The 14,654-nt window shown below is 64.3% G+C and carries 11 protein-coding genes; 10 read left to right on the top strand and 1 reads right to left on the bottom strand.

Annotated elements, in window-relative coordinates; translation table 11 throughout:
• Positions 1–10: 10 nt before the first annotated feature.
• The 9 genes from ACTQZK_RS06750 (at position 11) to ribF (ending at position 9,800) form a co-directional block, all read left to right on the top strand.
• On the top strand, positions 11–1,174 hold the full coding sequence (locus tag ACTQZK_RS06750; RefSeq protein ID WP_114566939.1) for a putative ABC transporter permease: 1,164 nt from the start codon (positions 11–13) through the stop codon (positions 1,172–1,174).
• Positions 1,175–1,514: 340 nt separating this feature from the next.
• Complete coding sequence (gene rimP / locus ACTQZK_RS06745; RefSeq protein WP_114566938.1) at positions 1,515–1,988, top strand: ribosome maturation factor RimP; 474 nt, start codon at positions 1,515–1,517, stop codon at positions 1,986–1,988.
• 25 nt (positions 1,989–2,013) lie between these two features.
• Positions 2,014–3,228: a transcription termination factor NusA gene (gene nusA, locus ACTQZK_RS06740; protein WP_114566937.1), complete on the top strand. Its 1,215-nt coding sequence runs from the start codon at positions 2,014–2,016 to the stop codon at positions 3,226–3,228.
• Between the two features lie 26 nt (positions 3,229–3,254).
• Positions 3,255–3,536 (top strand): RNase P modulator RnpM, encoded by a 282-nt coding sequence (rnpM, locus tag ACTQZK_RS06735; protein ID WP_114566936.1) that lies wholly within the window; start codon positions 3,255–3,257, stop codon positions 3,534–3,536.
• A gap of 18 nt (positions 3,537–3,554) precedes the next feature.
• Complete coding sequence (infB, locus tag ACTQZK_RS06730) at positions 3,555–6,302, top strand: translation initiation factor IF-2 (protein WP_216529719.1); 2,748 nt, start codon at positions 3,555–3,557, stop codon at positions 6,300–6,302.
• A gap of 108 nt (positions 6,303–6,410) precedes the next feature.
• On the top strand, positions 6,411–6,851 hold the full coding sequence (rbfA, locus tag ACTQZK_RS06725) for a 30S ribosome-binding factor RbfA (RefSeq protein ID WP_418831006.1): 441 nt from the start codon (positions 6,411–6,413) through the stop codon (positions 6,849–6,851).
• Positions 6,852–6,863: 12 nt separating this feature from the next.
• Positions 6,864–7,883 (top strand): DHH family phosphoesterase, encoded by a 1,020-nt coding sequence (locus tag ACTQZK_RS06720; RefSeq protein WP_114566933.1) that lies wholly within the window; start codon positions 6,864–6,866, stop codon positions 7,881–7,883.
• Entirely contained in the window at positions 7,880–8,893 is a 1,014-nt protein-coding gene (gene truB, locus ACTQZK_RS06715) for a tRNA pseudouridine(55) synthase TruB (RefSeq protein ID WP_258552631.1), read from the top strand. The genes ACTQZK_RS06720 and truB overlap by 4 nt, the downstream gene beginning before the upstream one ends.
• Entirely contained in the window at positions 8,877–9,800 is a 924-nt protein-coding gene (gene ribF, locus ACTQZK_RS06710; protein ID WP_114566931.1) for a riboflavin biosynthesis protein RibF, read from the top strand. The genes truB and ribF overlap by 17 nt, the downstream gene beginning before the upstream one ends.
• Positions 9,801–9,875: 75 nt before the next feature.
• Here ribF and ACTQZK_RS06705 read toward each other — a convergent pair whose 3' ends face one another.
• Positions 9,876–11,789: an LTA synthase family protein gene (locus ACTQZK_RS06705; RefSeq protein ID WP_428420612.1), complete on the bottom strand. Its 1,914-nt coding sequence runs from the start codon at positions 11,787–11,789 to the stop codon at positions 9,876–9,878.
• A gap of 297 nt (positions 11,790–12,086) precedes the next feature.
• On the opposite strand from ACTQZK_RS06705, the gene ACTQZK_RS06700 reads away from it, so the two are divergent.
• Entirely contained in the window at positions 12,087–14,186 is a 2,100-nt protein-coding gene (locus ACTQZK_RS06700) for a sodium-translocating pyrophosphatase (protein ID WP_181792564.1), read from the top strand.
• Positions 14,187–14,654: the final 468 nt, after the last annotated feature.

Below are 14,654 nucleotides of genomic sequence, written 5' to 3'. Positions count from 1 at the left end.
AGGAATGGGAATGCAAGAGGGGAACAACAAGGAAGACGGGCGCATGCCCTGGCTTTTGAAGCTGTTCGGCGTGCTGTGCATACTGGGCGGCCTGACGTCGCTGGGCGATCTGATCCCGGTGGTCCTGGCGTTCGTCCAGGGCATCGGCGGCGAAGGCTACCGCATGGCGTCGGTGATCATCTTCTCCGCCCTCATGGTGGTGCTCGTGGTCACCGCCGTGCTCTTCGTGTTCTTGGGCTACCGCCTGATCCGCAACCGGCGCGAGCATGCGGCGGCCGCGGCCAACACGCTGGTCGCTTTGACAGTGCTGTCCATCATCGGCACCATGATGCTGTTCGGCCTTTCCGCCCATCACATCGGGTACCTGATCCAGCTGGTCATCCTCATTGCGGTGACCGCGTACCTCGACCCGCAACTGGTGGAGGAGCGTCGGCTGCAGCACAAGCTCAAGAAGATGGACAAGGAGCAGCGCGCCCAGGAGCGCAAGGTCGCGCGACAGCGCAAGCCCAAAAAAGGATTCATCACGCTGAACTTCTTCAACCTGTTCTGGATCTTCGTGGTGTGCTGCATCCTGGGTCTTGTCATCGAGACGATCTACCATTTCATTCTGTTCCACGAGTACCAGGACCGCGCCGGCATGCTGTTCGGGCCGTTCTCGCCCATCTACGGCTTCGGCGCGCTGCTCATGACCATCGCGCTCAACCGCTTCCATGACAAGCCTATCTGGGTGGTCTTTTTGGTGAGCGCCGTCATCGGCGGTGCGTTCGAGTTCTTCACCAGCTGGATCATGGAGTTCGCCTTCGGCATCCGCGCATGGGATTACACGGGATCGTTCCTGTCCATCGACGGGCGCACGAACTTCGTGTTCATGGTGATGTGGGGCGTGCTGGGCATGGCGTGGATCAAGCTCTTGCTGCCGCAGCTGCTCAAGCTGATCAACATGATCCCGTGGAACTGGCGCTACGGCGTGACGGCCGTGTGCGCGGCGCTCATGCTGGTGGACGGCATCATGAGCATCCAGTCCATCGACTGCTGGTACCAGCGCATGGCGGGGAAGGCCCCCGAGACGCCCATCGAGCAGTTCTACGCCAAGCACTTCGACAACGAGTACATGCAGAACCGATTCCAGACCATGGACATGAACGTGGAGGATTCCGCTCGCGCGGACGTGTAGCCAGGCTTCGAGCCCCGGCGGAATCGCTGCCGGGGTTCGTCCGTTCGAGTTGCAGGAGGACGGGTGCGCCGTGCCTGCGCCCAAACGGCCGGTCCCTCGGCGATTTTGCCGGCAGGGGTCCGGATTCGGCTGCGCGGGCCCCTTCGCGCGGCCCTCGCGCAAAATGTGGGGAACTTGCGGGCAGCTTCTTGGCAAGACTAGGCAAAACGCGGGCCGTATGGTATAAATATTCGCGCATTGCAGAACAGCAAGCGCGCGACGGCGCGCACCATACTTTCGCAGACGAGAAAGTGGGTTTCACCCGCTTTCTTTGTATGTTAGGGCACAGAAAGGAGAAGGCGTGCTCAGCAAAAAGGAACAACAGCTGCTTGACGCGCTGGAACCCCGTGCGGCTCAGGAGGGCGTGGAGGTCGTGACCGTGGAGGTCGTCGGCGCCAAGAAGGCCCCGACCATTCGCGTGTTCATAGACACGCCCGAGGGCGTGAGCTTTGACGAGCTGTCCTCCGCGCAGGCGTGGATCAACGACATCATGGACGAGCTGGACCCGTTTCCCGGAGCGTACACGCTCGAGGTGTCCTCGCCCGGCATCGACCGCCCGCTGCGCACGATCGAGCACTTCGCGCGTTATGCGGGGCAGACGGCCGTGGTCAAGGCGCAGCCGCTCGACGGCCGCGGCACGTGGACGGGCGCCATCCAGGGGGCTGGCGAGGGCGTCGTGACGCTCGACGTGGACGGCTCCTCCGTGCAGATCCCGCTCGACACCATCAAGCGCGCCCATCTCAAGGGCATGATCGATTTCAGCTCGAAGGCTTGAGCTTAAGAGGAAAGGAAGCGAAGACGTGGCAAGTTCAGAATTGATCGAGGCTTTGCAGGCGCTGGCCCACGAACGCAAGATCGACGAGTTCTATCTCATCGAGCGCCTGGAGGTGTCTCTGGCGAAGAGCTACGAGCGCATTCTTGACCTCGAGTGGGATGCTCGCGTGACCATCGATCGCCAGACGGGGCACATCTACGTGTACGAGCTGGTTCCGGTGGGAGAGCCCGACGAGGAAACCGGCGAGTACCTTGAGTTCGAGGAGCGCGACGTCACGCCGGCCGACGTGAGCCGCATCGCCGCGCAGAACGCCAAGGGCGTCATCGCCTCCATCGTGCGCGAAGCGGGCCGTCAGTCCATCTACGAGGAGTTCTCCAGCCGCGTGGGCGACCTGGTCACGGGCACGGTGCTGCAGGGCACGCCCGAGTTCACTATCATCAAGATTCGCGACGGCGTGGAGGCGGAGCTTCCGCACTACGACGTCAAGCGCAGCCCCAACGAGCGCAACGAGCGCCCGGCGGGCGAGCACTACCGTCACAACCAGCGCCTCAAGGTGCTTATCATCGAAGTGCGCGACCCGAATTCCGATGCGCCGAAGATGCGCGGCGAGCAGGCCCGTCCGGCTATCGTCGTGTCCCGCACGCATCCCGATCTGATCCGTCGCCTGTTCGAGATCGAGGTCCCCGAGATCTACGACGGCATGGTGGAGATCAAGTCGATCGCACGCGAGCCGGGCGCCCGCTCCAAGATCGCCGTGGCTTCGCGCGAGGCGAACCTCGACCCGGTGGGCGCGTGCGTCGGCCCCAAGGGCAGCCGCGTGCGCATGGTGGTCGAAGAGCTGCGCAACGAGCGCGTCGACGTCATTCAGTGGGCAGAGGATCCGGCCGTGTACGTGGCCAACGCTTTGTCGCCCGCCAAGGTGACGCGCGTCATCATCGACGAGGACAACCACTACGCCACGGTGGTCGTGCCCGACGACCAGCTGTCGCTGGCTATCGGCAAAGAGGGCCAGAACGCCCGCCTTGCCGCGCGCTTGACGGGTTGGCACATCGACATCAAGAGCGCAAGCTTTACAAGCGAGCAGCTTCCCTCCGAGGGCAATATGCTGATCGACGAGGAAGACGTGGACGACGAGGCGGGCTTGTGCTCGTACGTGGGCGAGGACGGCGTTCGCTGCCGCAACCACGCTCGTCCGGGCAGCCGCTACTGCGGCGTCCACGCGGACCTCGACGAGGCTTAAGAGTTACCAGGTAGGCGGCCTTGCGAATGAACACGACGACGACTAAGGGGCAGCGCAGCTGCATCGCATGCGGAACGCCGGCGGCGAAAGCCGGTCTTCTGCGCATCGTGCGCGATCCTTCGGGCACCGTGTCGTTCGACGGGACCGGCCGTGCGCCGGGCAGGGGGGCGTACGTTTGCTCCGCAGAATGCTTCGCCGCCGCATGCAAGAAGAAAAAGCTCGACCGGGCGCTCAAGACGACGCTCGGCGGCGATGAGTACGAACGGATCGCTGCCGACGTCGCAACGGCCTCGCGCGAAGCGAATTAAGAAGTAGAGGAGTGGTATATGGCCAGCATGCGCGTACATGAGTTGGCGAAGGAATTCGATATGTCGAGCAAAGAGCTGCTCGACAAGCTGCAACAGATGAAGATCCCTGCGAAGAGCCATGCGAGCATGCTCGCCGACGCCTACGTTGAGAAGATCCGCAAGAACCTCGAGCCCGAGATCAAGCAGCGCGCGGGCCAGCTCGAGGACGAAGAGGCCAGGAAGCTGGCGGAAGAGCGCGCCGAGGCCGAGCGCAAGCGCGCCGAGGAAGAGCGCGCCCGCCGCGAAGCCGTGGAGCAGGAGCGCGCCGCCCGCGAGGCCGAGCGCGCCCGTCGCGCCGAAGAGGGCCCGTCCGACGAGGGCGGCTCCCACGACGAGGGCGACCATCCGCGCAAAGCTCCGGCGTCGTCGCCGTTCGAGAGCCTGGCCAGCCAGATCGAGAGCGAGAAGGAGCGCGTAGCCCGCGAGGCTGCGGAAGCCCGCGCTCGCGCCCGTCAGGCCAAGATGGCCGCCGAGGTTGCCAAGAAGCAGGCCGTCGAGGAAGCGCTGCGCCAGCGCAGCGGCAAGGGCGGCAAGTCCGCTCCGGCGCCCAAGAAGCCCGCTCCGGTGCTGGGCGCCAAGAAGGCGTCCGGCTTCGACTCGCTGCTTTCGCAGATCGAGGCCGAGAAGCAGCGCATCGAGGCGCAGAAGCAGGAAGCGTCCTCCGCGCGCAAGTCGGGCAAGCCCGACCGTGCTCCCAAGAAGCACGGCCGCAAGGGCGGCCACGTGGAGCAGATCGTTCCCGAGCTGGAGGCGCAGCAGACCCAGCCCGAGGACCGCTATGCCCAGATGGCCGTGCAGGCCGAGAAGCTGCAGCGCGACAAGGTACTGGCCGAGGCCCGCGCCGCCGTTGCCGCCGCCACCACGTCGAGCGAGGGCGAAGGCCGCCGCAAGAAGCGCAAGCAGAAGCGCGAGGCCGAGACGCGCGAACGCTTGGAGCTGGAGGCCATCGAGAAGGGCCTCGACCCCGAGCTGGTGCTCGACGACTCCGTGGTGGAGATCCCGCAGGGCTCGACCGTCGGCAAGTTCGCCGAGCTGCTGGGCGTGCAGCCTAACGACATCATCAAGCGCCTGTTCATGCTGGGCCAGGTGCTCACGCTGACGCAGTCCATGAGCGACGACCTGGTGGAGCTTATCGCCGACGACATGGGCCGCAAGGTGCGCGTCGTGTCTCCCGAAGAGGAGTACGCGGTGGTGTACCACGACAAGGACGAGGACCTCAAGTCGCGTCCGCCCGTGGTCACCGTCATGGGCCACGTCGACCACGGCAAGACGTCGCTTCTGGACGCCATCCGCGACACCGGCGTGGTGGCCAGCGAGGCCGGCGGCATCACGCAGCACATCGGTGCGTCCGTCGTCGAGATCGACGGCCGTCAGATCACGTTCATCGACACGCCGGGCCACGAGGCGTTCACGGCCATGCGCGCTCGCGGCGCCCAGGTCACCGACGTTATCGTCCTGGTGGTTGCCGCTGACGACGGCGTCATGCCGCAGACCATCGAGGCCATCAACCACGCCAAGGCCGCCGAGGTCCCCGTCGTGGTGGCCGTGAACAAGATCGACAAGCCGGGCGCCAACCCCGATCGCGTGCGCCAGGAGCTTACCGAATACGGCATCATCCCCGAGGAGTGGGGCGGTTCCAACATGTTCGTGGAGGTGTCGGCCAAGAAGCGCCTGCACATCGACGACGTGCTTGAAACCATCCTGCTGCAGGCCGATGTGCTCGAACTCAAGGCGAACCCCAACGCCGAGGCTTCCGGCTTCGTCATCGAGGCGAACCTCGACAAGGGTCGCGGCCCCGTGGCCACCGTCCTCGTCCAGCGCGGCACGCTCCATCCGGGCGACGTCGTGGTGGCCGGCACGTCGCACGGCCGCGTCCGTGCGCTGGTCGACCCGCGCGGCAAGCACGTCGACGAGGCGCTTCCGGCGGATCCGGTGGAGATTCTGGGTCTGAACAGCGTTCCCACCGCCGGCGACGAGTTCCGCGTGTTCGCCGACGAGCGCGATGCGCGCAAGCTGGCTGAGGAGCGCGCGCTGCGCGCCCGCCTGGCCGAGCAGGACGCCAAGTCCCACATGAGCCTGGACGATCTGTTCAGCCGCATCGAGGAGGGCAAGCAAACCGACCTGAACCTCATCGTGAAGGCCGACGTGCAGGGCTCCATCGAGGCGCTGCGCGACGCGTTCGAGAAGATGGACCAGTCCGAGGTGCGCATCAACATCGTGCACTCGGCCGTAGGCGGCATCACCGAGACCGACGTTACGCTGGCCTCGGCCTCCGACGCCATCATCATCGGCTTCAACGTGCGCCCGACCGGCAAGTCCAAGCAGCAGGCCGAGAAGGAGAAGGTGGACATCCGCCTGTATCGCATCATCTACCAGGCTATCGAGGAGATCAATGCGGCGCGCGTGGGCCTGCTGTCCCCGGACATCGTGGAAGAGGACACTGGCATCGCCGAGGTGCGCGACACGTTCAAGGTGCCGAAGGTGGGCACGATCGCCGGCTGCTACATCATCGAGGGCGAGATCAACCGCGACGACAAGGTGCGCATCGTCCGCGACGGCACGGTGATCTTCGAGGGCGTCATGGCTTCGCTGCGTCGCTTCAAGGACGACGTGAAGTCCGTGAAGCAGGGCTACGAGTGCGGCATCGGCATCGAGAAGTTCCAGGACCTCAAGGTGGGCGACCACATCGAAGGCTACCAGATCAAGGAAGTCGAGCGGACCGAGTAACCGTTCTCCGTCACTGCAATAATCTGCGCGCTCGTCAAACGTTCCACGCTACACTGGGCTTGACGAGCGCGTTTTGCGCATAACCCCTCTTCGGAAGGAGATGGCATCATGAAACAGAGTTCTTCCAACCGCAAGGTGAACGAGCAGGCCCGCGAGGTCATCGCGAGCATCCTTTTGTTCGAGATATCCGATCCCCGCCTTGAGCTCGTGACCATCACGGGCTGCGAGGTCAGCTACGACCGCAGCGTGTGCAACGTGTTCTACACCACCGAGCCCGAGCGCTACGAGGACGTGGCGGCGGCGTTTTCCAAGGCGTCGGGCCGCATCCGCTCGCTCATGGCTCGCAAACTGTCGTGGCGCATCGCTCCCGAGCTGCGCTTCTTGCTGGATCGCAGCGTCGACCAGGCCGAGCGCATTGCTACGGCGCTCGAGCGCGATGCCGCGCGCAACAAGGTGGACGAGCCGACCGATGCGGACGTGCCCGCCGACGCCGACCCCCTTGCAGACGAGCGCGCTGGCGCGCAGGTGGCGGAATCGGCCGACGAATAGCAGGGAGACCGTATGTCCGTTACCCCCCAAACGAATACCGATCTTGCGGCGCTTGCCGCGGCGTTCAAGCAGCGCGATGACTTCGTGCTGTGCGGGCACGTGAGCCCCGACGGGGATTGCATCGGGTCGCAGCTTGCGCTCGCTGCCGCATTGCGGCAGCTTGGCAAGCGCGTGACGTGCGTGCTTGCCAAAAACGAGCCGATCGACGAGCGCTTGCGGTTCCTGCCTGGTGCCGACGATCTTGTTCCGGCCGAGCTGTACGAAGGGCCTGCGCGCACGTTCGTGGCCGTGGACGTGCCCACGCGCGAGCGCATCGCCGAGGCTGCGGCCGCGCTGCGCGACCAATGCGACCTTGCGGTCACCATCGATCACCATGCGGTGGATACCACGATGACCGACCTGGTGTACGTGGATCCGGACGCGGCGTCTACCACCGTGCTCGTGTGGGACGTGGCGGGGCTGCTCGGCGTCGACCGTTCGGGAGACGTCGCCCTGTGCTGCTACACGGGGCTGGTCACGGACACGGGGCGCTTCCAGTATCAGAACACCGACGCGGCCGCCATGCGCGCCGCGGCTCAGATGGTCGAAGCGGGCGCCGACCCGGCGTTCGTTTCGCGGGCCATCTTCCAGAATCGCTCGCTCCCCTCGGTGCGCCTTGAAGGCGTCGCCGTGGGCCGCATGCGGTTTGGAGCCGGCGGCGCGTACGCCATGAGCTGGCTGTCCCTTGACGATTTCGAGTCGGCAGGCGCGGTGAAGGCCGACGCCGAGCCCATCATCGACGCGCTGCGCGCAGTGTCGGGCGTGCGCGTTGCCTGCATGCTGCGCGAGCAGGGAGACGTCGTGCGCGGAAGCCTGCGCGCGAAGGACGACACCGACGTTGCGACGCTCGCTCGCACGTTCGGCGGGGGAGGGCATCGGGCTGCTGCGGGATTCACGCTCGAATGCTCCTTGGACGAAGCGGTGGCCTTGGTGGACGCCGCATTGGAGAAGACGGTTGGGGCCAAGGCTGGCGAAGGGGCGTGCACGGGGTGAAGCGGGGAACATCGGGGCTTTCGCTGGTCGTCGGGGTCAACAAGCCCGGCGGCATGAGTTCGCATGACGTGGTGAATCGATGCCGGACCATATTCGGGGAGCGTCGCGTGGGGCATACGGGCACGCTCGACCCCATGGCAACCGGGGTGCTTCCCATCTGTATCGGCCCCGCCACCAGGCTCGGGTCGTATTTGACCGCGCACGACAAGCACTACCGTGTGACCATCGCGTTCGGCGTGGGGACCGATACCGACGATGCCGAGGGCCGCGTGACGCGGACGGGCGACGTTCCGGCTTGCGTGACCGACCCCGTCTTCGCCGCTTCGTTCGTGGCGGGACTGGTGGGGGCTAGCAAGCAGTTGCCGCCGGCGTATTCCGCCATCAAGGTGAACGGGAAGAAATCTTACGAAGCTGCGCGTGCGGGCAATATCATCGACCTGGCTCCGCGCGACATCGAGGTGTACGAGGCGCGCTTGCTCGAGGTGCGCGAGGGCCGCGGCGACGAGCTTCCCACCTGGGACGTGGCGTTCCACGTGTCGAAGGGCACCTATATTCGCGCATTGGCGCGCGACGTGGGGGTGGCGCTCGGCTGCCCGGCTCACGTCGCCGCGTTGGAGCGGACGCGCCTGGGGACGCTCGACTTGGAAGAGTGCGTCAGCTTGGACGTGCTCGCGGAGCTCAAGGACCGCGCCGCGCTCGATCCCATTCGGCTTTTGGGCGGGCGCTTCCTGTTCGCGCAGGATGCGGCTGTCCCGAAGGTGGCGAACGGCTCTCCATTGCCTGCTTCGGCGCATCCCCTGTACGAGCGGCGTCGCTCGACGGCCGATCTTGAGCTGTGCGCATGCACCTCGGGCGTGCGCGAAAGCTGCACGGGTCCGAAGGACGGGGAGACGGTTGCGGTGATTGCCGACAACAAATTGGTTGCGCTGTACGGTTACGATCAGGCGCGCGATGCGTATCAGGCGCGCTGCGTGTTTCAGACGGGGGTGTCTCGTGGCAAAGATCTATAGGGCGGACGAATCTTTCGACCATGCGTTCTTCTCCGGCGCGTCGTGCGCGTTCGGCGTGTTCGACGGCGTGCATCGCGGGCATCGGTTCCTGCTTGACTGCGCGCGCGAGACGGCGCGCGAAAGCGGCGGACGCAGCGTGGCGCTGACGTTCGACATCGATCCTGACGAGGTGTTTCACCCCGATCGGCTCAAGAAGCTCATGACGAACGACGAGCGCTTGGCCATGCTGGCGCAAACCGGCGTGGACGCGGTGGTAGCGCTTCCTTTCACGCGGGAATTCGCGGCGTCTTCGCCCGAGCGCTTTCTCGTGCAGACGTTCGACGGTACGCCGCCGGCGTTTCTGCACGTGGGGTTCGACTTCAAGTTCGGAGCTCGCGCGGCAGGGACCGTTGACGACCTGGATGCGTGGGGCTCTGTCGAGGGCACGCACGTGCGCGCTCATAGCCTGAAGAGCGAAGACGGCGCGCCCATAACGGCCACGCGCATCCGCCTGCTTTTGGCCGACGGCGCCATCGAGGAAGCGAACCGGCTTCTAGGACGCGCGTACTTCATGACGGGAACGGTGATGCCCGGGCGCGGAGAGGGCGCGGACCTGGGATTTCGGACGGCGAACCTGGTGGTGGACGATCAGCTGCGCCCGCTAGGCGACGGCGTGTACGCCGCGTGGGCCGTGGTCGACGGCGCTCGCTACAAGGCTGCGGTCAACGTGGGTGTGGCGGCTACGTTCGCCGATCGCGCGACGGCCACCTGCGAAGTGCATCTGCTCGATTTCTCGGGCGACTTGTACGGAAAGCCCATCAAGGTGGAGTTCCTGCACTGGTTGCGACCCATGCGCAAGTTCGACGACCTCGAAGAGCTCATAGCCACCGTGCAGGGCAACATCCAATGGGTGAGGGATAACCTGTAGGGTTGTGCGAGCAAAACGGGGAATGGCGCAAGGCGGGGGACGGTATCGTCTCCCGCCTTGTTCGTTGTCTCGACCTTAGCCGAACAGGTTGTCGTACTGTATCCAGGCGTAGGCGTCTAGCAGGTTTTCGGCGTCCGCTTCCTCGTCGAGCCAGTGCCAGGTGCCGTCGGCGCTCAGGTAGCCGTTGAGGTTGACGGCGGGTATGGATTCGCTGGTCGACAGCAAAAAGCGCTGGTAGTTCGTGGTGGGAAGACCTGCTGAATCCACCAGCTTGGCACCCAGGTAGTTCAGGCTCGACCGTTGCTCGACCGGTCCTGCGGCGAGGGCGTCGGCTTCGTGCTCGGCAGGGGTTCCTCGCTGTTGCTTGATTGCGCGCGCGGCATCGTTTTCCCAGATGAGGTAGGGTACAGCGTAGCGCGACTGCACGGCATCGAGCCCCAGATCGTCTGCGGACACGCCTTCGTGCGTGGCTTCGAACAGCCAGTCGCTGAAACCGGGTTGATGATCGCCGAAGAAGCAGAGGACCACCGGCCTCTCAAGCGCGTTCAGCTGCTCTGTCAGATACGCCAGATCCTGGTCTGCCTGGCGGATGACGCTTGCGTACTCGTTCAGCTCGGGCGACGTGGTTCCGTCGGGAAGAGGAACGCTCACGCTCATCTCTTCGGAAAGGCCGCCCACGTCGTAGCCCCCGTGGTTTTGCATGGTCACGTCGAAGATGAACTGGGGCTGCTCGTTTTCCGCCAACAGGTTCAGCACGTAGTCGTAGGTGGCGCGATCGGTGACCAGGCCGCGCAACGTGTCCGCGCCGTCGAAGGAGGCTATGTCGCTGAATCGGTCGAATCCCAGCTGCGCGTAGATTCGGTCGCGCCTCCAGTTCGTGCCCTCGGCCGGATGCAGCGCGTGCGTAGCGTAGCCCATCGATGAGAAGTACGACACCAGGCTTTCGGCTTTGTCCAGGTCGTAAAGCACGTACGGATACACGCCTCCGCCCAGGTGCGCCATGCTCGACCCGGTCAGAAACTCGAACTCGCTGTTGCAGGTGCCGCCTCCCATGGCCGAGGCGTAGGCTTCGCCGGCCTCGAGCGCTTCGGCGGCAAGCTCGTGGAACCGGGCGGGGCGGGCCTCGGTGTCGGCAAGGCCGGGGTAGCGCGACAGGTCGGAGAACGTCTCGTTCATGATGGCGATGACCGTGGGCTGTTCGACAAGTTCGCCGGCATGCGCTTCCGGGATGGCCGTGGCGTCTGCGTACGAGTCCAGCATGTCCTCGATGGCCGCGGTCGCGTATCCGTCGGGTTCGGCGGGGCTCAGGTCTTGGACGCGCTTGAGAAAGCAAAGCGCCGATCCTTGCTCGGCGTACGATTCCTTGACGCCCCATACGTCCACCGTGCAATCGAAGGCTTTTTCGATGTCGACGGCGGCTAGCGACCATCCGAAGCCTCCAACTAGAACAAGCGCGCACGTGGCGTTGGTCAAGCCGCGTCGGAACGAGAGCCGCTGCTTCGGCATCAGGAACAGCACGGCGCAGTACCCCAAGAACAGCATGATGCTCGCAAGCAGGCTCGCGTCAAGCTCGAAGGAGTAGCCCGATCCCACCGATGCGGCCGTGGACAGGGCGAACAGGTCGGCAGGCACGACGGGCTGGCCTTTGAACATGATGACGAAGTGGTTTGCCGTTCCGGCCGCCAGACAAGCCAGCAGAAACGCCGCAACAGCCGCGCGGGAGCGCTGCCCGACGAAGTAGCAGATGCCGAAAAGGATCGCCAAGAGGACGAGGTTCAACCCCGCATAATAAGGATCCATGGAAAGCAGGTTCGCGTTGTAGGGCACTTCGAGCAGCAGGAAAGCCGTTGGCACGGCAAGCGCAAGAACGAAGGGACGCGCCTTTTTCGCGGACGGCAGGGATCGGAAGCGATCGACGGCGCCCGCGATCAGGGCGAAAAGCGCACGCACCGCGTCTTGTGCGGCGCGTGCGTGGCGTATACCGGGCATAACGTGCTCCTCGCGTGGTTCAGATGCATGCATCGTCGGTGATGTGAAAAGGCGAAGTATACCGGATATCGCTTCGTTTGCAGCTTGAATCCGCCCTGATTGTCGATGCGCGGCCTGATTCCTGGTGAAACGCTTGCAATTTCATGTATCCAAAAAAACTCGATTACGGGTTCACATTATCTGCAAATCCTCTAGAATAAAGCGGTTGCGACTTTCTCGCTCGAATGCCCGGCGAAAAGGTCGCATATCGTATTGGTCGAAAAAAGGAGGAGACACGTGACTACTGCAGTCGCATGGATGGCTCCCGTGTGCGCCCTCATCGGCATTTGCATGGCAGCCTACCTCGGAACGTGGGTTCTGAAGCAGGACCCGGGTCCGGACAAGATGAATAACATCTCCCTGAAGATCCAGCAGGGCGCTAAGGCGTTTTTGATGAGCGAGTACAAGCTGCTCGTGATCTTCATGGTGATCGTGGCCGTTGTTATGGCGGTATTCCTGTCGCCGATCACGGCGCTTGCGTTCGTCACGGGCGGCGTGATGTCTGCGGCCGCCGGCTACGTTGGCATGCACGTGGCAACGCGCGCGAACACGCGTACCGCTCACGCTGCCGAGGAGTCGGTTGCCAAGGCCCTGAACATCAGCTTCAAGTCCGGCCTCACCATGGGCCTGTGCGTGGCGTCGTTCGCCCTGCTGGGCCTGTCGCTGTGGCTTATCCTGCTGGTGTTCGGCATCGACATCGTCGAGGTTGCTCAGATGCACACCAACATCGGCATGGTCGAAGGCTTCGCCACCGGCGCTTCTGCTGTTGCGCTGTTCGCCCGTGTGGGCGGCGGCATCTACACGAAGGCCGCCGACGTTGGCGCTGACCTCGTGGGCAAGGTGGAAGCGGGCATTCCCGAGGACGATCCCCGCAACCCCGCCACCATCGCCGACAACGTAGGCGACAACGTAGGCGACGTGGCCGGCATGGGCGCCGACCTGTTCGAGTCCTACACGGGCGCCATCCTGGCCCCCACCATCCTGGCCGCCACTTTCGGCGCGCTGGGCGGGTACTTCGCCACGGGCGACCTCGTGTGGGCCCTGGTGACGCCGCTCATCATCGCGGCAACCGGTATCCTCACGTCCATCATCGGCCTGTTCGCCGTGCGCACCAAGGAAGGCGCTGCCCTGCACAAGGCGCTCAACCGCGGCACGTACCTGGCTGCCGGCATCGAGATCGTCGTGATCTTCTGCCTGTTCTCCATCTGGAACTCCCAGTCCGTCGAGGCGCAGCCGCTGTGGCTGTTCGGCTCGGTGCTGTGCGGCCTGGTGGCCGGCCTTGCCATCGGCAAGATCACCGAGTACTTCTGCTCCGACAAGTACAAGCCGGTCCACAAGATCGCCGAGGCTGCCGACACCGGTGCCGCCACGGTCATCATCGAGGGCATCGGCACGGGCATGCTGTCCACCATCGCTCCGATCGTGCTGGTTGCTTTGGCTATCATCGGCGCGTACACGTTCGGCAACCTTGCGTTCCCGCTTGCCTCGGCTGAGGGCGGCATTGCCGTCGGCCTGTTCGGCGTGGGTCTTGCCGCAACTGGCATGCTTTCCAACACCGCTATCACCATTGGCGTCGACGCGTACGGCCCTGTTGCCGACAACGCGGGCGGCATCGCCGAGATGGCCGGACTTCCCGAGGAAGTGCGTGATCGCACCGACGCGCTGGACGCCGTGGGCAACACCACCGCTGCCATCGCGAAGGGCTTCGCCATTGCCTCTGCGGGCCTGTCCGCTATCTCGCTGTTCGTGTCCTACCAGGCCACGATGCACCATGCTATTCCGAACTTCGAGCTGACGCTCACCGATCCTCTGATCGTTGCCGGTATCTTCATCGGCGCCATGATGCCGTTCATGTTCGCGGCCCTCACCATGGGCGCCGTGTCCCGCGCTGCTCATGCCATGGTCGAGGAAGTGCGTCGCCAGTTCCGTGAGATCAAGGGCATCATGGAGTACGAGGCCGAGCCCGAGTACGACAAGTGCGTGGCCATCTCCACCAGCTCCGCGCTGCGCGAGATGATGCTTCCCGGTTGCCTTGCCATTATCGTGCCGGTTGCGATCGGTTGCTTCAACCCGGCTATGCTGGGCGGCTTTTTGGCCGGCGCCGTTGCTACGGGTATGCTCATGGCCATCTTCATGTCCAACGCCGGTGGCGCGTGGGACAACGCGAAGAAGTACATTGAGCAGGGCTATCATGGCGGTAAGGGATCCGATGCTCACAAGGCCGCCGTTGTCGGCGACACCGTGGGCGATCCGTTCAAGGACACCTCTGGTCCGTCCATGAACATCCTCATCAACTTGATGACCATCGTTTCGCTGACGTTCACCCCGCTGTTCGTCGCGATTCAGACGATGATGTAAGCGCTCGTTCGAAAAGCTTGCACGTTTCGGGACCCGGCTTCGCGCCGGGTCCCGTGTTGTTTTAGGAGGCGGTCGCGCGGCGAGGACGGGCGCTGCCCGCGTACCCGGTTCCGTTCCAGTTTCGGAGGCTTGCGACGTGCCCGGCTCCGTCTTGCGCTTCGGGGACTTGCAGTCCTCGCTGACCCCGTCTTCAGTTCGAAGTTTTGTCAAAACGGACGAGTTTTGCTGGTCCTCAAACCAGGATAAAGCAAGCCGGTAAGCTTCTGAACTGGGATAATGAAAATCACGCATCAGCGAACAACCTCGAGAAGGCGGAAAATCGCCGCAAAACTCGATCGTTTTGACAGCGGACCGTGTCAAATACATTCTGCTACTGCACGCGTTCCTGCAAGCTGTCCGTTCCGCCGGTCTGCGTGCTCCGCTTCGGTCCGCACGGTTGTTTCAGCCGGTGCGCTCGCCTCGGCTTGC

The sequence above is a fragment of the Paraeggerthella sp. LCP19S3_G8 genome, from assembly GCF_052119225.1.
GTDB lineage: Bacteria > Actinomycetota > Coriobacteriia > Coriobacteriales > Eggerthellaceae > Paraeggerthella > Paraeggerthella hominis.
The sequence above is the reverse complement of the archived record's forward strand: the minus strand, read 5'-3'. Positions and strand labels throughout refer to the sequence as shown.